Raw genomic sequence first — 19,168 nt, forward strand, 5'->3', positions numbered from 1 at the left:
GACAGCCCCAGCACGGGAAAGCACAGCCACGGGATCGAGTGCGCATGAACGACACCAGGGATCTGCTCGGCGACCTCGGACCGTCGGCCGACGCCGAGATCGGGCCGACCGGTCGCCCCTTACCGACCTTTCCGGAGCCCCAGCCACCGAGCGGGCGCCCGGCCTACGTGATCGCGCTCTGCAACCAGAAGGGCGGGGTCGGCAAGACCACCACGACCATCAATCTCGGGGCCGCCCTGGCGGAGACGGGGCGTCGCGTCCTGCTGGTGGACTTCGACCCGCAGGCCTCGATGACCGTCGGTCTGGGCATCCCCGCGCACGACCTCGACGCGACCGTCTACCACCTGCTCATGCACGACGACGTCAAGGTGTCGGACGTCCTGCTGAAGACCCGCACCGAGAACCTCCACCTGCTGCCGTCGAGCATCGACCTGTCCGGTGCCGAGATGCACCTCGTCCACGAGGTCGGGCGCGAGCAGACCCTCGCGCGCATGCTGCGGCCGGTGCTCAACGACTACGACGTCATCCTCATCGACTGCCAGCCGTCGCTCGGCCTGCTCGCCGTGAACGCGCTGACGGCCTGCGACGGGGTGCTCATCCCGCTGGAGTGCGAGTACTTCGCCCTGCGCGGGGTCGCCCTGCTCAAGGAGACCATCGAGAAGGTGCGGCAGCGGACCAACTTCGACCTCGAGATCATCGGCCTGCTCGGCACGATGTACGACAGCCGGACCCTCCACAGCCGCGAGGTGCTCCAGACGCTCGTGGACGGCTGGGGAGACAAGGTGTTCCACACGGTGATCCGCCGGACGGTGAAATTCTCCGACGCCACGGTGGCCGGAGAGCCCATCCTGGACTTCGCGCCCGACTCGCCGGGTGCTGATGCGTATCGACAGCTTGCACGGGAGGTGCTCGTCCGGTGCCCCGGCGCGTGAAACTTCCTGGCGCTGACGAGCTCTTCCGACCGACCACCACTCCCGAGCCCGCGCCGGAGGCCGCCCCGGCCGCCGTCGAGGAGTCGAACGGTGCCTCGGGACGCTCCAGCGGACGCGTCAAGCACGACAGCAAGGTGACGGTCTACATGACCTCCGACGAGCTGCTCGAGCTCGAGCACACGCGCCTGCAGCTGCGGCGCGACCTCGGCCAGGCTCTGGACCGTGGGCGACTGATCCGTGTAGCGCTCGCCATCGCGCTGGCCGACTACGACGAGAACGGGTCCGACAGCGAGCTCGCCCGACGGCTCGGGGTCACGTGAGCTCACCCGAGGTAGGCGATCAGACGGCCTCGACGGGGTTCGTCGTCCACCTCGACGCGTACGAGGGTCCGTTCGACCTGCTCCTCCAGCTGATCGCCAAGCACAAGCTCGACATCACCGAGATCGCGTTGTCGAAGGTGACGGTCGAGTTCATCGCGCACCTGAAGGCGATGGGCCCCGACGGCGACCTGGAGCAGACGACCGAGTTCCTCCTCGTCGCGTCGACGCTGCTCGACCTCAAGGCCGCCCGCCTGCTGCCTCAAGCCGAGGTCGAGGACGAGGACGACCTCGCGCTGCTGGAGGCACGAGACCTCTTGTTCGCGCGCCTGCTGCAGTACCGCGCCTTCAAGCAGGTCGCGGCACGGATGCGTGAACGTCTCGACGAGGAGGCGAAGCGGTTCCCCCGCGCGGTGGCCCTCGAGGAGCGGTTCTCGACGCTGCTGCCCGAGGTGCTCATCAGCATCGGTCCGGAGGAGCTGGCGGTCCTCGCCGCGAAGGCGATGCAGCCGAAGGCGCCGCCGGTGCTGTCGCTGGCGCACCTGCACGCACCGCAGGTCAGCGTGCGGGAGCAGGCCGTCGTGGTCGTCGAACGGCTGCGCCGGGGGTCGTCGCTGACCTTCCGGACGCTGGTTGCCGACGCACCGGACACGCTGACGAAGGTGGCGAGGTTCCTCTCGCTCCTCGAGCTGTTCCGCGAAGGGGTGGTCGCGTTCGACCAGGTCACACCTCTGGGCGAGCTGACCATCCGGTGGACCGGCAGCGAGGAGGGCGAGATCGAGGTCGGTGCGGAGTTCGACGAAGACGACGAGGGGTCGGCCCCGGTGGCCGAGGGTGAGGATGACGATGGACGAGACTGACGCGACGGACCCGGGCACCGCAGAGGCGCCGTCGTACCCGCTGCGCCCCGCGCTGGAGGCCGTGCTCATGGTCGCCGACCAGCCGCTGGACGCGCTCGTGCTCGCCTCCGCCGTCGGGCACCCGCCGGCCGACGTCGAGGTGGCGCTGGTCGAGCTCGCACGGTCGTACGACGACGAGGAGCGTGGCTTCGAGCTGCGTCAGGTCGCCGGGGGGTGGCGGTTCTACACCCGGGAGGCGTACGCCGGTGCGGTCGAGCGGTTCGTCCTCGAAGGCCAGCAGGCGCGCCTCACCCAGGCAGCGCTGGAGACGATGGCCGTGGTCGCCTACCGGCAGCCGATCTCGCGTGCGCGGGTCTCGGGGATCCGCGGGGTCAACGTCGACGGAGTCATGCGCACGCTGGTGACGCGCGGTCTCGTCGCGGAGGCCGGTGCGGACAACGAGACGGGAGCGATCCTGTACGCGACCACGCCGTACTTCCTGGAGCGCATGGGTCTCTCGAGCCTGGACGAGCTGCCCGACCTGGCGCCGTTCCTGCCCGAGATGAGCGAGATGGACGACCCGGAAGAACTGGGCGCCACCACGGTCGTCCCGGCCGCCGCGGGTGAGACCGCGCCCGGCGACGACGCGAACGAAGAGAACGAAGGGAACCACGCATGACCGAGCTGCCCGAAGGCGTCCGCCTGCAGAAGGTGCTCGCCCAGGCGGGCGTCGGCTCGCGACGCGCCTGCGAGATCCTCATGGAGCGCGGCCGCGTCTCGGTCAACGGCGAGGTCGTCACGCAGATGGGACGTCGCGTCGACCCCCGTACGGACGTCATCCACGTCGACGGCAAGCGGATCCCGCCCGCGACGGACCACGTGTACCTCGTCCTGAACAAGCCCCGCGGGGTGGTCTCGACGATGAGCGACGAGCACGGCCGGCCAGACCTGTCGTCGTACGTGGCCGACCGCCCGGAGCGGCTCTTCCACGTCGGGCGCCTCGACACCGACACGAGCGGGCTGCTGCTGCTCACCAACGACGGTGAGTTCGCCAACCGCATGGCGCACCCCTCGTACGAGATCACCAAGACGTACGTCGCCGAGGTCCAGGGCCAGGTGGCCCGCGGCCTCGGCCGGACGCTCCGCGAGGGCATCACGCTCGACGACGGCCCGGTCGCGGTCGACCGGTTCGTCGTGAAGCAGACGGCCGCGGACCGCAGCATCGTCGAGCTCGACATCCACCTCGGTCGCAACAGGATCGTGCGCCGGATGCTCGACGCCGTGGGTCACCCGGTGGTCCGCCTGACCCGGACCGGGTTCGGTGGCCTCCACCTCGGCGGCATGAAGCCCGGGGACCTGCGCGAGCTCACGTCCGAGGAGCTCGGGGTGCTGTTGGATAGCGTGGAGCTGTGAGTGCCGACGTCTCGCCCCGTACGCTCGAGGGTCCCGTCCTCGTGGTCGGGTGCGGTCTCGTCGGGACGTCGGTCGCCCTGGCGCTGACCCGGGCCGGCGTCCGCGTGCACCTGCGTGACGCCCAGCCCGAGCACGCCCGTACGGCGCAGATGCTGGGTGCCGGCACGATCGACGATCCGGAGAGGGTCGCGCTCGTCGTCGTGGCCGTGCCGCCCGACTTCGTGGCCGAGGTCGTCGCCGACGCCCTGGCCGAGTGGCCGTCCGCGGTCGTCACCGACGTGGCGAGCGTGAAGCTGCCGCCCTTGGAGGCGCTCGCCTCGGCCGGCACCGACGGGCTGGAGCGCTACGTCGGCAGCCACCCGATGGCCGGCAGCGAGCGGTCCGGCCCGACGGCGGCGTCCGAGACGCTGTTCGAGGGGCGCGCGTGGGCGATCACCCCGCACGCGGCAGCGGCGGAGGTGACGCTCGAGCGCGTGCGCGACGTCGCTCGCGCGGTCGGCGCGACGCTGGTCGAGATGCCGCCCGACGAGCACGACCTCGCCGTCGCCCGCGTGTCCCACCTGCCTCAGGTGATGTCGGTGCTGACCGCCTCCAGGCTGCACGGCGGCCCTGCCGAGCACCTGGCGCTCGCGGGGCAGGGCCTGCGCGACGTCACGCGGATCGCGGCCAGCGATCCCACCCTCTGGCGCCAGATCCTCCACGCCAACCGGCTCCCGCTGGTCGAGCTGCTCCGAGGGGTGCGCGACGACCTCGACGAGCTCCTCGACGGCATCGAACGCGGCCAGGTCATCGAGGACGTCCTCGGTCGCGGGGTCTCCGGGACGCGCCTGATCCCGGGCAAGCACGGCGAGGAGCGCACCCCGGCGCTGACCACGGTCTTCGTCCAGGTCCCCGATCAGCCGGGCGAGTTGGGACGTCTCTTCCGTGATACGGGAGAATCGGGAGTGAACATCGAAGACCTGCGCATCGACCACGACCTCGGCCGCCCGGTGGGTGTGGCCGAGATCGCGGTGCGTGCGGAGCGGGCCGAGGAGCTCGCCGCCGCACTCACCGACCGCGGCTGGACCGCGTACCTGTGAACAAGCCCCTGAGAAAGGTTGGCCCCGTGCCCCCAGTAGTCATCGCTCTCGACGGCCCCTCCGGATCGGGCAAGTCGAGCACGGCGCGAGGTGTGGCCGCGCGGCTGGGCCTTGCCTACCTGGACACCGGGGCGATGTACCGCGCGATGACGTGGGCGGTGCTCGAGCGCGGGGTCGACGTCGAGGACGCGGCCGCAGTCGCCGCTGCCGCGAGCGACGTCGACATCGTCTCCGGCACCGACCCGCAGGCGCCGACGATCGCCGCCGACGGGGTGGACGTCTCCGTCGAGATCCGCAGCCAGCGCGTCACCGACGCCGTGAGCCAGGTCAGCCGTGTGCCCGAGGTGCGTCAGCGGCTCGTCACGCTCCAGCGCGAGACCATCGCCGCGTCGCACGGCATCGTCCTGGAGGGCCGCGACATCGGGACCGTCGTCGCCCCGGACGCCCCGCTCAAGATCTACCTCGTCGCCGACACCGCAGCGCGCGCCGCCCGCCGGGCCGCCGAGCAGGGCCAGTCGGAGGCCGCGCACGTCGAGGCGACCGCTGCCTCTCTGCAGCGCCGCGACGCCATCGACTCGTCGCGGGCGACGTCCCCGCTCGCCAAGGCTGCCGACGCCGTCGAGCTCGACACCACGCACCTGACGCTCGACGAAGTGATCGACGAGGTCGTCCGCCTCGCGGCCAAGGCCGTCCCTGATCTCGGAGGATCCCCCTCATGACCGAATCCGTCAACGACGGGGACGCCGTACGCGTCCCCGTGCTCGCCGTCGTGGGTCGCCCCAACGTCGGCAAGTCCACCCTCGTCAACCGCATCCTGGGGCGTCGCGAGGCCGTCGTCCAGGACGTCCCGGGCGTCACCCGCGACCGCGTCTCGTACGACGCGGAGTGGAGCGGACGCGAGTTCACCGTGGTCGACACGGGTGGTTGGGACCCCGACGCGAAGGGCCTCGCCGAGCGGATCGCCGCGCAGGCCGAGGTGGCGGTGGCAGCCGCGGATGCGGTGCTGTTCGTCGTCGACGCGACGATCGGCATCACCGACGCCGACGAGGAGGTCGTGAAGGTCCTGCGGCGCTCGGGCAAGCCCGTGATCCTGGTGGCCAACAAGGTCGACGACGAGCGCGGCGAGCTGGAGGCCGCGTCCCTCTGGAACCTCGGCCTCGGCGAGCCGTTCCCCGTCTCCGCCCTGCACGGGCGCGGAGCCGGCGACCTGCTCGACATCATCCTCGACGTCCTCCCTGAGGCTCCTCAGGAGACCGACGACGAGGACGAGGGCCCGCACCGGGTCGCCCTCGTCGGCAAGCCGAACGCCGGCAAGTCCAGCCTCCTCAACAAGCTCGCGGGGTCCGAGCGCGTCGTCGTGGACAGCGTCGCCGGCACCACGGTCGACCCCGTCGACGAGCTGGTCGAGCTCGGCGACGAGGTGTGGCGGTTCATCGACACCGCCGGCATCCGCAAGCGGGTCAAGGAGGCGTCGGGGCACGAGTACTACGCGAGCCTGCGGACGACCACCGCGATCGAGCGTGCCGAGGTCGCCGTCGTCGTGCTGGACTCGAGCGAGCCGATCTCGGAGCAGGACCTGCGGATCATCCGCCAGGTCGAGGAGGCGGGGCGCGCGCTCGTCATCGCGTTCAACAAGTGGGACCTCGTCGACGACGAGCGCCGCTACTACCTCGATCGCGAGATCACCCGCGAGCTCGTCCAGGTCCAGTGGGCGCCGCGCGTCAACATCACGGCGCTGACCGGCTGGCACGTCGACCGGGTCGTGCGTGCGCTCAACACGGCCCTCGACGGCTGGTACACCCGCGTGCCCACCGGCCTCCTCAACTCGTTCCTGGGCCGGCTCGTCGCGGAGCACCCGCACCCGGTGCGCGGCGGCAAGCAGCCGAAGGTGATGTTCGGGACGCAGGCCAGCGTGGCGCCGCCGACGTTCATCCTGTTCACGTCAGGCAAGCTCGAGGACCAGTACCTGCGCTTCATCGAGCGCCGGCTCCGCGAGGAGTTCGGGTTCGAGGGCTCGCCGATCCACCTCCAGCAGCGCGTACGCGAGAAGCGCAAGCGTCGCTGACGTACGCCCTAGGCCAGAAAGGGCACGACGGCGTCGAGCCAGGCCTGCGGGGCGGCACGGTGGATGAGGTGCCCGACGGGGATGGTGACGCGGCGGGCGTCCGGGACGCGTGCGACGAGCTCGTCGATCGTCTCGTCCGGGACGTGGCTCTCGGGGCCGCCGGCGAGGACGAGCGTCGGCGCGATGATGAGCGCCAGCTCGTCGCGCCACTGCGGGTCGGGGGAGTCGAGCTGGCGCCGTACGGTCAGCACCATGTCCCAGTCGAACAGCAGCGGGCCCGGCGGCCGCTGAGGCGGGTTCGGCGTACGGGGCCGCAGCGCACCGACGTCCTCGAGGACGAGGCGCCGGATGCGTTGCGGCTGCGCGGCGGCGATCTGGCAGGCGAGCGCGCCGCCGAGGGAGTGCCCGACCAGGTCGATCTCGTCGAGGTTGCGCGCGTCGAGCGTCGCCACCACGTCCTCGCGCATGCGGGCGAACGTGTACGGGGGCTCGCGGTCGGCCTTGCCGTGCCCCCGCAGATCGAGCGCGTGCACGTCGCGGTCGCGACCGAGCACCGCCGCGATCTCGTCCCAGTCCTCACGGGTCTCGCCGAGCGCGGGGAGGAGGACGACGGGAACGGGCATGACGCGACCCTACGCGCAGACCGGGCCGTCGGCGCTGCGGTCAGCGGCGTACGGCGTAGGCGGCGGCACCGACCAGCAGCACCGCCGCGCCCGTGACGACGGCGACCCACGGGAGGGTGCACGCGAGCACGAGGCAGGCGGCGAGGCCGAAGCCCGCGAGGGCGCGCGGTGGGCGGCGCTCGGCGCGCGTCAGCGTCAGGGCGGCGGCGTTGGCGAGGGCATAGTAGACGAGCACGCCGAACGACGAGAACCCGATGGCGCCGCGCAGGTCCACGGTCGCGGCGAGGACCGCGACCACGCCGCCGATCGCGACGGTGGCGCGGTGCGGGACGTGGGTACGGGGATGGATCGCCGCGAGCGCGTGCGGCAGGTGGCGGTCGCGTGCCATCGCCAGCGTCGTCCGGGAGATGCCCAGGACGAGCGCGAGCAGCGAGCCGAGGGCGGCGACCGCGGCCGTCACGCGGACGACAGGGACCAGGCCGGGAGCACCGGCTGCGTCGACAGCGGCGGCCAGTGGGTCGGTCGCGGCGGCCAGGCCGTCGGCACCGAGTACCGCCAGCGCGGCGTACGCGACGGCGGCATACGCGACCACGGCGATGCCGAGCGCGAGAGGGACGGCGCGGCCGAGCGTACGGACCGGGTCGCGGACCTCCTCACCGAGCGTGGCGATCCGGGCATAGCCGGCGAACGCGAAGAACAGCAGACCGGCGCCCTGGAGGACACCCGCCGGGCTCGCGCCGGTGAGGTCGACGGGTGCGGGGTCGACGGACGGGCCGGTGAGGCACACGACGACGACGGCGCCGAGCACGACGAGGACGCACGCGACGACCACCTGCGCGACCACCGACGAGCGCTCGACGCCGAGGACGTCCACGACCGTGACGGCCACGACGGCGACGACGGCGACCGTACGCGCGTGGTCGGGCCACGCGTACGCACCGACGGTCAGCGCCATGGCCGCGCACGAGGCGGTCTTGCCGACGACGAACCCCCAGCCGGCGAGGTAGCCCCAGAACGGGCCGAGGCGCTCACGCCCGTACACGTACGTGCCGCCCGACTGCGGGTAGCGCATCGCGAGCCGTGCCGACGACGTGGCGTTCGCGTAGGCGACGGCGGCGGCGAGCGCGAGGGACAGGAGAAGCCCACCACCGGCAGCGTCCGCGGCGGGCGCGAGGGCCGCGAAGATGCCCGCGCCCACCATGGCGGCGAGCGCGATCCCGACGGCGTCGCGCACGCCGAGCCGGCGGCGCAGGGCGGGGGCGTTCACGCTCCCATCCGACCACACCGGAGGGGTGAGCCGGTGTCGGGATGGTGAACGGTGGCTGCTAGGGTTGACCCGCAGGTTCGGCGCGGGAAGCGCCGGACTTCGGGCTGTGGCGCAGCTTGGTAGCGCACTTGACTGGGGGTCAAGGGGTCGCAGGTTCAAATCCTGTCAGCCCGACAGATTTCAGGCTCGGAGATCACGGATCTCCGAGCCTGATTGCGTCAGCGGGGCGATCGGTCGCGATCGGTCACTCGTGACGGGTCTTGGACCGTGAGTAGTGGCGCGCCGCCTTGGCGCGGTTGCCGCAGCCGGCCATCGAGCACCACTGGCGGTCCCCTCGGCGGGAGCGGTCGTAGAAGTGCAGGACGCAGCCCGGACCCGCACAACGGCGTATCCGGTCGGGCTTGCTCGTGACGAGCTCGGCGTAGCTGAGCACAGCCCGCCAGGCCGGTGCGTCCTCGGGGCGCTCGGTCGCTGACACCCAGTGCAGTTCGTCGTTGGTGACATGGGGAGTCGACCTCCCCGAGCCCAGCACGCGGTTGAGGTCTCGCCAGACCGCGGGAGTGTTGCCGTGCAACAGATGCCGACGGATTGCCTCCCGGGCTTCGAGGAGCCGGGCCCGCGTGGCGGCTTCGAGGCGCTTCGGGACCGGCTCGAGGCCGTGCTCCTCCAGAAAGACGCGGACGCCCTCTGAGGTGTCGAGAAGATCATGTGGGCCGCCGTCCGCCACCCACACGGTGTTGACCAGATCGAGCCCCAACGGCTCTCCCGCGAGCGGACGAGGGTCCCGCGCTGCGCGCTCCGTCGGATCGTTGGTTGATCGCTGGGCCTGGGACATGTCACCACCGTACCGCTCGGGTGGTGGTTGACAGTTGGATTCCTAACCCGTTAACGTCTTTCATACCGGTTAGAACAACCGGCCTCGACCACGACAGGAAATGAGCAAGGCATGAGCAGCACGCAGGCGATCAGGCCGACCCCCCTTCAGCAGCTGAGCACCGGCCATGTCGGCCTCTCGGTCACGAGCCTCGATCGCAGTCGCGACTTCTACGTCGCGGTCCTCGGTCTCGACGTGATGGGTGAGGGGGGAGAGAACTCACGCAAGTTCGCCTTCCTGGGCAGGGAGGGACGCCTCCTCGTGACGCTGTGGGAGCAGGCCGACGCGGCCTTCGACGGGACCCGCGCCGGGCTGCATCACCTGTCCTTCCAGGTGGAGACCATCGAGGAGGTGGAGGCGGTCGAGGCGACGGTCAAGGACCTCGGCGCCACGCTCTCCTACGACGGCGTCGTGCCGCACGGTGAGGGCCTGCAGTCCGGCGGGATCTTCTTCGAGGACCCCGACGGCACCCGACTCGAGGTCTACGCCCCGACTGGCGCCAGCGGCGCGGCGCCCCACGCCGACGCGCCGACCTGCGGGTTCTTCTGAGGTCTGGCCGCCCCGTGACATCACGGGGCGGCAGGGACCGCACGCTCTCGCTCTCCGCTTCCCCCGAGAAAGGCCCGTCCATGGCGCAGTACCACGTCGGCGAGCGCACCGTCCAAGCCCGTGCCGGTATGGCCGAACAGGCAGCGTTCTCACTGGGTGCCATCGGGGCCGAGATCCCCCAGGTGGCGCGCGACTTCTTGGCGACCCAGCCGGTGCTCTTCCTGGGTGCCGGTGACCAGTCGGGCCACCTCTGGACGACGGTCCTGAGCAGTCCGCCGGGGTTCGTCCGGGCCGTCTCCTCCCGGCAGCTCACGGTGGAGGCCACGCCGCCCGAGCACGACCCTTTGGCTGCGGTCCTGGCCCGGTCGGAGGTCGAGGTCGGGATGCTTGCCCTCGAACCGGCGACTCGACGACGGATGCGCCTGAACGGAACGAGCCACCCCACCGAGACCGGAATTCGCGTGGACCTGGAGCAGGTCTACGCCAACTGCCCCAAGTACATCGCCGCCCGTTCACCGCGGCCCGACGCCCGCACTGCACCGCGGAGTGCACCGCGGCGGACGACCTCGCTGACGGCAGCCCAGCGGGACCTTGTCGCCGCGGCCGACTTCTTCGTCGTCAGCACCAGCTCGGCCGACGGCGCAGTCGACGCCTCGCACCGCGGAGGTCGCCCGGGCTTCGTCCAGGTCGTCGACGAGACCCGTCTGCGCTGGCCCGACTACGTCGGCAACGCGATGTTCATGACCCTTGGGAACCTTCAGGAGAACCGTGAGACCGGCCTGCTGTTCCTCGACTGGAAGACAGGCGCCGGGCTGCAGATCTCGGGGACTGCCTCAGTCCTGTGGGACGCCGCCGACTTCGTCGACATGCCGGGGGCCCAGCGAGCCGTCGACTTCCATGTCCGGACCGTCCACGCAACGTCGGGACTGCTGCCGCACCCCTGGACCGACCCGGTCCCCTCGCGGACGAGTCCCTGACCAATGACCACCTTCGAACCAACGGGAGAATCCCGCGATGCTCACCATCACCGTGGACCTGAACACCTGTGACAACCACGGCCAGTGCGTCTTCGCCGCGCCAGACGTGTTCGCCTTCAACGACGACGAGGAGCTGACCTTCGTCGCGCGCCCGGCGGCCGAGTACCGGGACGCGGTCCTCGCCGGTGCCGGCGCGTGCCCTGTGAAGGCGATCACCGTCGTCCAGTCGGGCGCATGACGCGCTGGTCCGTCGACGCGCTCGGCACCGCGTCGCCGAGCAGCAGCGGACCGGGAGTCGTCATCGTCGGCGCTTCCCTCAGCGGGTTGCGCGCCGCGCGATCGCTCAGGGAGCACGGCTACCACGGGCCCCTGCGGTTGATCGGCGACGAGGCGGACCGACCGTACGACCGCCCACCCCTGTCGAAGAAGGTGTTCAGCGCGCCGGTCCTGGACGACACCAGCTTCGAGCTCGCTGACCATCAGGCATTCCCGGCGACTTGGCAGCTTGGCGTTGCCGCTGTCAGGCTGGACGCGCAGGAACGTCATCTCACCCTGAGCGACGGCTCCGTCGTCGACTTCGAGACCGTCGTCATCGCGACCGGGGCGAGGCCTCGGCGCCTCGACACCGACCCGAGCATGCCCGAGGGCGTCCTCACCCTGCGCACACGCTCCGACGCCGTCCGACTCAGATCCTTGATGGCGCCGAAGCGTCGGCTCGTCATCGTCGGGGGTGGGTTCATCGGCAGTGAGCTCGCCTCAGCGGCTGCTGAAGCCGGACACGACACCACCCTTGTCATGCGTGACGCCCACGCGCTCGCACCGTACGGAGAGGCTGTCGGCTCACTCGTGAGCGCCATGCACCACGACGCCGGGGTGAGGGTCCACAGCAACCGTCACGTCACCGGGGTGACCCGAGGCCCCAGCGGCACCGTGAGCGGCCTTCGCACCTCCCGCGGATGGGTCCCCGCCGACGTCGTCGTCGTGGCGATCGGCGCCACCCCGAACACCGAGTGGTTGGCCGAGTCTGGTCTCGTCCTCGACCCGGGCATCCGGGTCGACGCACAGGGCCGGGCGCTCGGTCACGACGGGCGGCATCTGCCGCACGTGCTTGCGGTAGGTGACGTCGCGAGCCGGCCCCACCCCCTGGTCGGCGATGGGTCCGTCTCGCTCCCTCACTGGAGCAACGCCGTCGAGACCGGTACCGCGGCCGGTCGGTTGTTGGCCACCGGGCGGTGGTCGGCAGCCAGCCTTCCGTCGTTCTGGTCGGACATCCACGGCGCCCGGATCCGCAGCATCGGTCTACCGCAGCTCGCGCACACCCACACCGTCACCGAGCGCGACCCGGACAAGCGTCGACTGGTCGTCGAATACCGCCGAGGCCACTCTCTCGTCGGCGCGCTCACGGTCAATCGGACGAGCCGACTCGCCGCCCTTCATCAACTGGTCGACCACGACCTCACTACTGGCCAGCACCTTCACGAGGAGATCCCCGATGCGCATGCCGGTCCCACCGTTCACTCCCCACACCGCCCGCACCAAGGTCCAGAGGGCTGAGGATGCATGGAACACCAAAGACCCGGACCTCGTCGCCCAGGCCTACTCACCCGACAGCCGGTGGCGCAATCGCGACACCTTTCTCGAGGGGAGGCAGGCGATTCGAGAGTTCCTCGCCCGGAAGTGGCAGACAGAGCTCGACTATGCGCTTCGCAAGGAGCTCTGGGCATTCACCGGTCACAGGATCGCCGTCCGGTTCGCGTACGAGTGGCGAGACGCGTCCGGCCAGTTCTGGCGCAGCTACGGCAACGAGAACTGGCTGTTCGATGACGGGGGTTACATGACCGAGCGGCACGCCAGCATCAATGACGTCGCCATCGCTCAGGCACAGCGGCGCATTCTCGGGCCGAGACCTCGCGGTGAGGAGACGCCGACGCCGTGGTAGCCCGCGGAGGGTGGTGGTGCTCCTCGCTCCGCCGCGCAGTCGGGTGAGATGGTAGAGGTGTGACGGAGTTTGTGGACACGAGCGAGGAAAACGTCGAGCGGCCGTGGGTGCGCCACTACCCGCCCGGGGTCCCCGACCGGATGGAGATCCCCGACGAGCCGGTCACCGCTCCCTTCGAGCGCGCCGTCGCGCGCTGGCCCGACCGCGTCGCGCTGGACTTCCTAGGGGCGACCTCGACCTACGCGCAGGCCGACGAGCAGATCCGGCGCGCGATGGTGGCGCTTCGCCGGCTCGGAGTCGGTCCGGGGGACCGCGTCGCGCTGGTGCTCCCCAACTGCACGTCGCACGTCGTCGCGTACCACGCGGTGCTGCGGCTCGGTGCCGTGGTCGTCGAGCTGAACCCCACGTACACCGCCGACGAGCTGGAGAACCTGCTCGCCGACTCCGGCGCCCAGTACGCGCTCGTGTGGCACAAGGCGGTCGAACGGGTGCTGCCGGCCACCGCCCGCACGCCACTGACGCAGGTCGTCAGCGTGGACATGGCGCGGGACCTGCCGCTGCGCTCTCAGCTCCTGCTCCGTCTCCCTGTCGCGGCGGCGCGCGAGAAGCGTGCGGCGTTGCGGGGTGTCGTTCCGCGTGACGTCGCGGACTGGCACGACCTCCTTCGACAGGCCGACGGCGACGAGCCTGCCCCGGCCGCGGTACCGATCCACGGCGACGACCTGGCCCTGCTGCAGTACACCGGGGGCACGACCGGCACACCGAAGGCCGCGATGCTCACCCACCGCAACCTGGTCGCGAACCTCGTGCACGGCGAGGCGTGGGCAGGCTTCCGGCCGGGGCAGGAGACCGTGTACGGCGTGCTCCCGTTCTTCCACGCGTTCGGGCTGACGTTCTGCCTCAACCTGCCGGGACAGATCGGCGCCACGCTCGTGATGTTCCCGAACTTCGATCCGGCCGAGGTGCTGAAGGCGATGAAGCGGCGCCCTGCGACCTTTATGGCTGGTGTGGCGCCCATGTTCGACCGGATCGCCGAGGCCGCGAAGGAGAAGTCACGGCCGCCGACCGACGCCTTGCGGCAGATCCGTCTGGGTTTCGCGGGCGCGATGCCGATCCCGGCCGAGACCGTCGAGCGGTGGGAGGCGCTCACCGGCGGTCTTCTCATCGAGGGCTACGGGATGACTGAGTGCGCGCCGATCGCGCTCGGGAACCCCTGCGCCCCGTCGCGGCGGCCCGGAACCCTCGGTGTGCCGTTCCCGAACACCGACATCCGCATCGTCGACATCGACGATCCCACGGTCATCGTCGAGCCCGACGCTGACGGCGTACGACGCGGCGAGCTGCTGGCGCGCGGGCCGCAGGTGTTCCTCGGGTACTGGAACCGCCCGGAGGAGACCGCCGAGCAGCTGCTCCCCGGCGGCTGGCTCCGCACCGGCGACGTCGTCGAGGTGGACGCGACCGGATGGGTGCGGATCGTGGACCGGGTCAAGGAGATGATCATCGTCGGCGGGTTCAAGGTGTACCCGTCGCCGGTCGAGGACCACCTCCGTACGCTCGACGGCGTCGCTGACGTCGCCGTCGTGGGTCTGCCTGCCTCCGGCGGAGACGACCGTGTCGTCGCGGTGCTCGTCCTCGAGCTGGACGCCGTCGAGCCGACGTTGGACGAGGTCCGGGCCCACGCCGAGAAGCACGTCGCGCGCTACGCGCTGCCGCGTGCGGTCTTCGTGGTCGAGGAGCTGCCGCGGTCCCAGATCGGGAAGGTCATGCGGCGCGTGGTCCGCGAGAGGCTCCTCGAAGGGCAGTAGAGCAGCGTCTCGATACGCCGGCCAGTCGTTGGGTGGTCGAGTAGGGCGGAGCGCGAGCGGAGCCCGTATCGAGACCGGGCGGGTCTCGATACGCCCTCGCCTAGCGGCTCGGGCTACTCGACCAGCCAGGGTGTGCGCGGCTCGGGCTACTCGACCGGCCGGGGCTTGCGGGGCGTCAGAAGGCGGTCCCGACGAGGCCGATCCCGCCGATCAGCGAGAGCGCGAGCACCCCGGCCCGTACGGTCGCAGGTGCCAGCCGCTCCGCCAGCAGCATCCCCGTGGCGGTCCCGATGCCCAGGACCACCAGCTGCCCGAGCGCCGGGGCGTGCACCCCCAGGACCGCGGCGGTCGCGAGGTTCTGGACGAGGAAGAACGCCGCGAGGTTCGCGCGCGTCACCTCGGGACCCCAGCCGGCGTTGGCGGCGTAGAGGCCGATCGGAGGCCCGCCGACGCCGCCGACGACGTTGAGCGCGGCGCTGCTCGCCCCCGCCACCACGGCGCCGGGAGGCGTGCCCAGCCACCGCGAGCGCAGCCCGAACGCCAGCAGCGCCACGGCGATCACGACCCCGACACCACCGGCGAGGGCGAGCCAGCGGGTCTCCACCCCGCGCACCGCCCAGGCGACGAGCGGGGTGAACACAAGGGTCGGCACGAGCAGCCGCCCGACGAGCCACGGGCGTACGGAACGCCGGTACCGCGTCACCGGCACCACGGAGGCCAGCGCCGCGAGCGCGACCGTCACGGCCACCCCCTCGCGTGGACCGAACGCCACCACCATCAGCGGGGCGGCGACGAGCGAGAATCCCATCCCGGTCGCGGCCTGCGCGAGAGCACCGACGAGGATGCCGAGCAGCGCGAGACCGAGGATCAGCTCCTGCGTCACCGCAGGGGAGCGGACTGGTCGAGCCGGCACCTGCGCTGGAGCACGACCGCGATCGTCATCAGCACGGCGGGCACCACCGTGAACCCGATCAGCAGGGCCTGCAACGCGGTGTCGGTCTGCGGCAGGCTGTCGCCGTCGACGGCGGCGGCGAACCCGCCGATCGCGAGCACCGCCGAGTAGACGTACGGGCCGATCGCCGTCCCGACCGCCTCGGTGGCCGTCCAGACGCCCGTGTACGCGCCGGCCCGGGAGGAGCCACGGCTCTCCGCGGCGGCGACCGCGTCAGGCACCATCGAGAACGCGAAGAGCTGGAGCCCTGCGAAGGCGACGCCGAGCACGACGACCACCGCGACGGACAGGGCGACACCAATCTGCTCTCCGGCGAGCAGCGCGGCGGTGCCCACGACGAACATGACCTGGCTCGTCAGCAGACCGCGCTGCTTGCCGATGCGTCGCGAGACCCGCATCCACACCGGGGAGGCGAAGACCGCGGGTGCGAGGAACGCTCCCATGAGCACGGCGATCAGACGGCTGTCGTCGAGCACGTACGTGGCGTAGAACGGGACGGCCGCGAGGACGAGGTGGGTGGTGGTGCCGGTGAACAGGTACGAGAGGACGAGCATGCGGAAGTCGCGGTCGCTCCACGCCACCCGTACGTCGGCGAGCGTGGAGTGCGCGCGAGCGTCCGGGGTGCGGAAGCCGCACGTCTCGGTCAGACGCCGCACGCCGCGGATGGCGACCACGCCGCTGGCCAGCATCGCGACGCCGAGCACCGCCGCCATCTGCACGTAGCTGGAACGCGCGCCGTCCTCGACCATGGCCGGAGCGACGACGCCGGCGACGAGCAGGCCGACCGTCAGCAGCACCATCCGGACCATGAAGACGCGGGTGCGCTCGTGGTAGCCGACGCGCAGGTCCGAAGGGGTCGTGAGGTACGGGACCTGGAACGCGGCGAACAGCAGGTTGCCGACGACGTACCAGCAGCCGACCCACAGGGCGGCCGAGGCGCCGGTCATCCCGGACGGCACGGCGAACATCGCGCACATCGCCACGCCGAGCAGGAGGCCCCAGCGCAGCATCCCGCGCCGGTGCCCGTCGCGACGCGCGAGGCGGTCGGACCACGAGCCGAACGTCGGGTGGACGACCGCGTCGATGATCTTCGGGACGAGGAGCGCCAACCCGGCGACGAACGGGCTCACGCCGAGCGTGTTGGTGAGGAAGTAGAGCAGCAGCAGCCCGGGGACGGTGACCCACACGCCCATCCCGAGGGACCCGGACCCGTACGCCGCCAGGTGCTTCAGCTGTGGTCGGGGGATAACCTCAGCTGCAGCACCGGCGGGTACGGGCCCGGGGGTCTCGATGTCCGTCACCGCAGCGACTCGCGGTGACGGGCGATGGCCCGAGCGGCGAGCGCAGCCCCGTCGAAGGCGCCTGCGTTGAGGCGTTCGGCGAAGGTCCGCGCCACGATCCGGTCGGTCAAGGTCGGGAGGTGGCGGGCGAGGAGCAGCTCCACGGCGCCCCTCCGGGTGGTGGGGACGTCACGGCGAGGGCGTCGCGAGAGCGCGGCGAGGAGGACGGCGTCGACGACACCTTCGAGCGGCTCGTACGCACTCATCCCCTCGAGCGAGAGCCCGGCGGCAGCCGTCGAGTCGTGGATCGGGCTGCGGACCGACGACGGGTAGACACAGGTCACCCCGACGTGCGTGCCCAGCTCGAGACGCAGGGCGTCGGCGTAGGCGACCATCGCGCGCTTCGACGCTCCGTACGCGGCCGCGAGCGGCAGCTGCATGACCGCCATCCGCGACGCGACCATGACGATCCGCCCGCGGGAGGCTACGAGGGCGTCGGTGCAGGCAGCGGTGACGCGCCAGGTGCCGAGCAGGTTGATGTCGAGCTGGCGGCGCACCTCGTCCCCGGGCGCGAGCTCGGCGGGTGCGGGCCCACCGATCCCGGCGTTGTTGACGAGGATGTCGAGCCCGCCCAGCCGTGCGACCGCCTCGGCGACGACCCGCGGCACTGCCTCGTCGTCGGTGACGTCGCAGGCCAGGACCTCGACCGGGTCGTCATCGCGGGGAGCGAGGTCGAGGCCGACGACATGGGCACCCTGCGCAGCGAAGGCAGCACACAAGGCTCGGCCGAACGTGCCGGAGGCACCGGTCACGAGCACACGCATCCCCGTGGCGTCGCGGCGGCTCATGCGTGCACCTCTGCCGTCGAGGCAGGGCTGAAGGCGGCAGCGCCGGAACCGAGGCGGCGCTCGCCGGCCTCGATCTCACGGGGGACGGACGCCACGTACTGGTCGAAGTCGATCCGCATCGCGGGCCGCTTGTCGCCCCAGCGGCTGCGGGCCCGGGCGAGGACCCGGTCGGCCTCGCGACGGCGCTCCTGCGGGGTCGGCAGCGCGTAGCGGCCACCGACGTACGCGGCGAACAGCTTCGCCTGCGCCTCCACGACGGGCAGGGCGGCACCCGTCGACTGCATCAGACCGACGAAGCCCAGGGTCGGCTCCTCGAGGTGGAACACCCGGTGGTGCAGGGGCATCGCCTCGGGGTTGGCGCCGAGCCAGCGCGGGGAGAGGAACGGGATCGTCACGCGGTAGCCGGTCGCCCACACGATGACGTCGGCCTCCTCGCGGCGCCCGTCGGTGAAGACGACGTGCTCGCCGTCGAGACGGGCGATGCCGGGCCGGGGCTCGACCGCGCCGTGCGTGAGGCGGTGCAGGATCGTGTCGCTGATCGTCGGGTGGTTCTGGAAGAAGCCGCTGGAGGGGGCGGGCAGCCCGTACTTCTCGGGGCGTCCGACCGCGAGACGCAGCATCGTCTCGGCGATCCGCTGGCGCACCTTCCACGGGAGCCCCGCGATCGCCGCGCCCGTGGCGTCGGCCGGCTTGCCGAACAGGTACTTCGGGACGATGTGCACCCCGTGCCGCGCCGAGAGGAGCACCGGCGCCTTGGCGACGTACGACGCGTCGACGGCGATGTCCATCGCGGAGTTGCCCATGCCGACGACGACGACGCGCCGGTCGCGGAAGACGTCGGCGCTGCGGTAGTCGTGCGCGTGCATCTGCGTCCCCGCGAACTCGCCCGGGTACGCCGGGCTCGGCCACTTCGGGTCCCAGTTGTGTCCGTTGGCGACGACCACCGCGTCGTAGCGGTCGGTCTCCCCGGCCTCGGTGGTGACCGTCCAACCGCCGTCGGCGGTGCGCTCGACAGCGGCGACGGTCGTGCTGAACCGGACCCGGTCGGTCACGCCGAAGGTCTGGGCGTAGTCCGCGAGGTAGCCGGCGATGTGGTCGGCCGACGGGTAGTCGGGCCAGTCCTGCGGCATCGGGAAGTCGGCGAACTCCGTGCGCCCCTTGCTGGTGTTGAGGTGCAGCGAGGCGTACGCGGGGGAGAGGCCGCTGGTGTTGTCGCGCACCCACAGACCGCCGGGTCGGTCGCCCTTCTCGTACGTGACGACGTCGGCGCCGACGTCGAGCAGCGCCTTGGTGGCGGCGAGGCCGGCAGCTCCGGCGCCGATGACGGCGACGCGGGCGTGGTGGGTCATGCGGTGGTGCTCCTCTTCGGGGGGCCGGACCGGGGGTGGTCCGGACCACAACGGTAGAGG

The 19,168-nt window shown here is 71.5% G+C and carries 21 protein-coding genes and 1 tRNA gene; 15 read left to right on the forward strand and 7 right to left on the reverse strand.

The window, feature by feature from the left end; translation table 11 throughout:
* Positions 1–44 precede the first annotated feature (44 nt).
* The 8 genes from NYZ95_RS16675 to der are packed head-to-tail and all read left to right on the forward strand — an operon-like array spanning position 45 to position 6,645.
* Entirely contained in the window at positions 45–932 is an 888-nt protein-coding gene (locus tag NYZ95_RS16675; protein WP_262852457.1) for a ParA family protein, read from the forward strand.
* Positions 917–1,252, forward strand: coding sequence for a hypothetical protein (locus tag NYZ95_RS16680; protein WP_262852458.1), 336 nt, complete (start codon positions 917–919; stop codon positions 1,250–1,252). The genes NYZ95_RS16675 and NYZ95_RS16680 overlap by 16 nt, the downstream gene beginning before the upstream one ends.
* Positions 1,249–2,109 carry a segregation and condensation protein A gene (locus NYZ95_RS16685; protein WP_262852459.1) on the forward strand — a complete coding sequence of 287 codons (861 nt, stop codon included), beginning with the start codon at positions 1,249–1,251 and terminating at the stop codon, positions 2,107–2,109. Before NYZ95_RS16680 ends, NYZ95_RS16685 begins: the two co-directional genes overlap by 4 nt.
* Complete coding sequence (scpB, locus tag NYZ95_RS16690) at positions 2,096–2,767, forward strand: SMC-Scp complex subunit ScpB (protein ID WP_262852460.1); 672 nt, start codon at positions 2,096–2,098, stop codon at positions 2,765–2,767. Before NYZ95_RS16685 ends, scpB begins: the two co-directional genes overlap by 14 nt.
* Complete coding sequence (locus tag NYZ95_RS16695) at positions 2,764–3,501, forward strand: pseudouridine synthase (RefSeq protein ID WP_262852461.1); 738 nt, start codon at positions 2,764–2,766, stop codon at positions 3,499–3,501. The genes scpB and NYZ95_RS16695 overlap by 4 nt, the downstream gene beginning before the upstream one ends.
* Positions 3,498–4,580, forward strand: a complete 1,083-nt coding sequence (locus NYZ95_RS16700) for a prephenate dehydrogenase (protein ID WP_262852462.1) — start codon at positions 3,498–3,500, stop codon at positions 4,578–4,580. The genes NYZ95_RS16695 and NYZ95_RS16700 overlap by 4 nt, the downstream gene beginning before the upstream one ends.
* Positions 4,581–4,606: 26 nt before the next feature.
* A complete protein-coding gene (gene cmk, locus NYZ95_RS16705; RefSeq protein ID WP_262852463.1) occupies positions 4,607–5,299 on the forward strand; it encodes a (d)CMP kinase in 693 nt (230 codons plus the stop codon).
* Positions 5,296–6,645: a ribosome biogenesis GTPase Der gene (gene der / locus NYZ95_RS16710; protein ID WP_262852464.1), complete on the forward strand. Its 1,350-nt coding sequence runs from the start codon at positions 5,296–5,298 to the stop codon at positions 6,643–6,645. The genes cmk and der overlap by 4 nt, the downstream gene beginning before the upstream one ends.
* An 8-nt stretch (positions 6,646–6,653) precedes the next feature.
* Here der and NYZ95_RS16715 read toward each other — a convergent pair whose 3' ends face one another.
* Positions 6,654–7,268, reverse strand: coding sequence for an alpha/beta fold hydrolase (locus tag NYZ95_RS16715; protein WP_262852465.1), 615 nt, complete (start codon positions 7,266–7,268; stop codon positions 6,654–6,656).
* A gap of 40 nt (positions 7,269–7,308) precedes the next feature.
* Positions 7,309–8,535, reverse strand: a complete 1,227-nt coding sequence (locus NYZ95_RS16720; RefSeq protein ID WP_262852466.1) for an APC family permease — start codon at positions 8,533–8,535, stop codon at positions 7,309–7,311.
* A 100-nt stretch (positions 8,536–8,635) separates the two neighbouring features.
* On the opposite strand from NYZ95_RS16720, the gene NYZ95_RS16725 reads away from it, so the two are divergent.
* Positions 8,636–8,709 (forward strand) — tRNA-Pro (locus NYZ95_RS16725).
* Positions 8,710–8,779: 70 nt separating this feature from the next.
* Here NYZ95_RS16725 and NYZ95_RS16730 read toward each other — a convergent pair.
* Positions 8,780–9,370, reverse strand: coding sequence for a CGNR zinc finger domain-containing protein (locus tag NYZ95_RS16730; RefSeq protein ID WP_262852467.1), 591 nt, complete (start codon positions 9,368–9,370; stop codon positions 8,780–8,782).
* Between the two features lie 111 nt (positions 9,371–9,481).
* Between NYZ95_RS16730 and NYZ95_RS16735 the strand changes: the two genes are divergently transcribed.
* The 6 genes from NYZ95_RS16735 (at position 9,482) to NYZ95_RS16760 (ending at position 14,679) form a co-directional block, all read left to right on the forward strand.
* Positions 9,482–9,958, forward strand: a complete 477-nt coding sequence (locus NYZ95_RS16735; RefSeq protein ID WP_262852468.1) for a VOC family protein — start codon at positions 9,482–9,484, stop codon at positions 9,956–9,958.
* Positions 9,959–10,038: 80 nt separating this feature from the next.
* A complete protein-coding gene (locus NYZ95_RS16740; RefSeq protein ID WP_262852469.1) occupies positions 10,039–10,935 on the forward strand; it encodes a pyridoxamine 5'-phosphate oxidase family protein in 897 nt (298 codons plus the stop codon).
* Positions 10,936–10,972: 37 nt separating this feature from the next.
* Entirely contained in the window at positions 10,973–11,173 is a 201-nt protein-coding gene (locus NYZ95_RS16745; protein WP_262852470.1) for a ferredoxin, read from the forward strand.
* Positions 11,170–12,489 carry an NAD(P)/FAD-dependent oxidoreductase gene (locus NYZ95_RS16750; protein ID WP_262852471.1) on the forward strand — a complete coding sequence of 440 codons (1,320 nt, stop codon included), beginning with the start codon at positions 11,170–11,172 and terminating at the stop codon, positions 12,487–12,489. Before NYZ95_RS16745 ends, NYZ95_RS16750 begins: the two co-directional genes overlap by 4 nt.
* Positions 12,428–12,874, forward strand: coding sequence for a nuclear transport factor 2 family protein (locus tag NYZ95_RS16755; RefSeq protein WP_262852472.1), 447 nt, complete (start codon positions 12,428–12,430; stop codon positions 12,872–12,874). The genes NYZ95_RS16750 and NYZ95_RS16755 overlap by 62 nt, the downstream gene beginning before the upstream one ends.
* Before the next feature lie 59 nt (positions 12,875–12,933).
* The gene (locus tag NYZ95_RS16760) at positions 12,934–14,679 is read left to right on the forward strand and encodes an AMP-binding protein (RefSeq protein WP_262852473.1); all 1,746 of its coding nucleotides are present in this window, start codon (positions 12,934–12,936) and stop codon (positions 14,677–14,679) included.
* 175 nt (positions 14,680–14,854) lie between these two features.
* On the opposite strand, the gene NYZ95_RS16765 is transcribed toward NYZ95_RS16760, so the two are convergent.
* The 4 genes from NYZ95_RS16765 to NYZ95_RS16780 are packed head-to-tail and all read right to left on the reverse strand — an operon-like array spanning position 14,855 to position 19,108.
* Positions 14,855–15,562, reverse strand: coding sequence for a TSUP family transporter (locus NYZ95_RS16765; RefSeq protein ID WP_262852474.1), 708 nt, complete (start codon positions 15,560–15,562; stop codon positions 14,855–14,857).
* Positions 15,559–16,932 (reverse strand): MFS transporter, encoded by a 1,374-nt coding sequence (locus tag NYZ95_RS16770; protein WP_262852475.1) that lies wholly within the window; start codon positions 16,930–16,932, stop codon positions 15,559–15,561. Before NYZ95_RS16770 ends, NYZ95_RS16765 begins: the two co-directional genes overlap by 4 nt.
* Complete coding sequence (locus NYZ95_RS16775) at positions 16,929–17,759, reverse strand: SDR family NAD(P)-dependent oxidoreductase (protein WP_262852476.1); 831 nt, start codon at positions 17,757–17,759, stop codon at positions 16,929–16,931. Before NYZ95_RS16775 ends, NYZ95_RS16770 begins: the two co-directional genes overlap by 4 nt.
* Entirely contained in the window at positions 17,756–19,108 is a 1,353-nt protein-coding gene (locus NYZ95_RS16780; protein ID WP_262852477.1) for a flavin-containing monooxygenase, read from the reverse strand. The genes NYZ95_RS16775 and NYZ95_RS16780 overlap by 4 nt, the downstream gene beginning before the upstream one ends.
* Positions 19,109–19,168: the final 60 nt, after the last annotated feature.

The organism is Mumia quercus (assembly GCF_025506335.1).
Classification (GTDB): domain Bacteria; phylum Actinomycetota; class Actinomycetes; order Propionibacteriales; family Nocardioidaceae; genus Mumia; species Mumia quercus.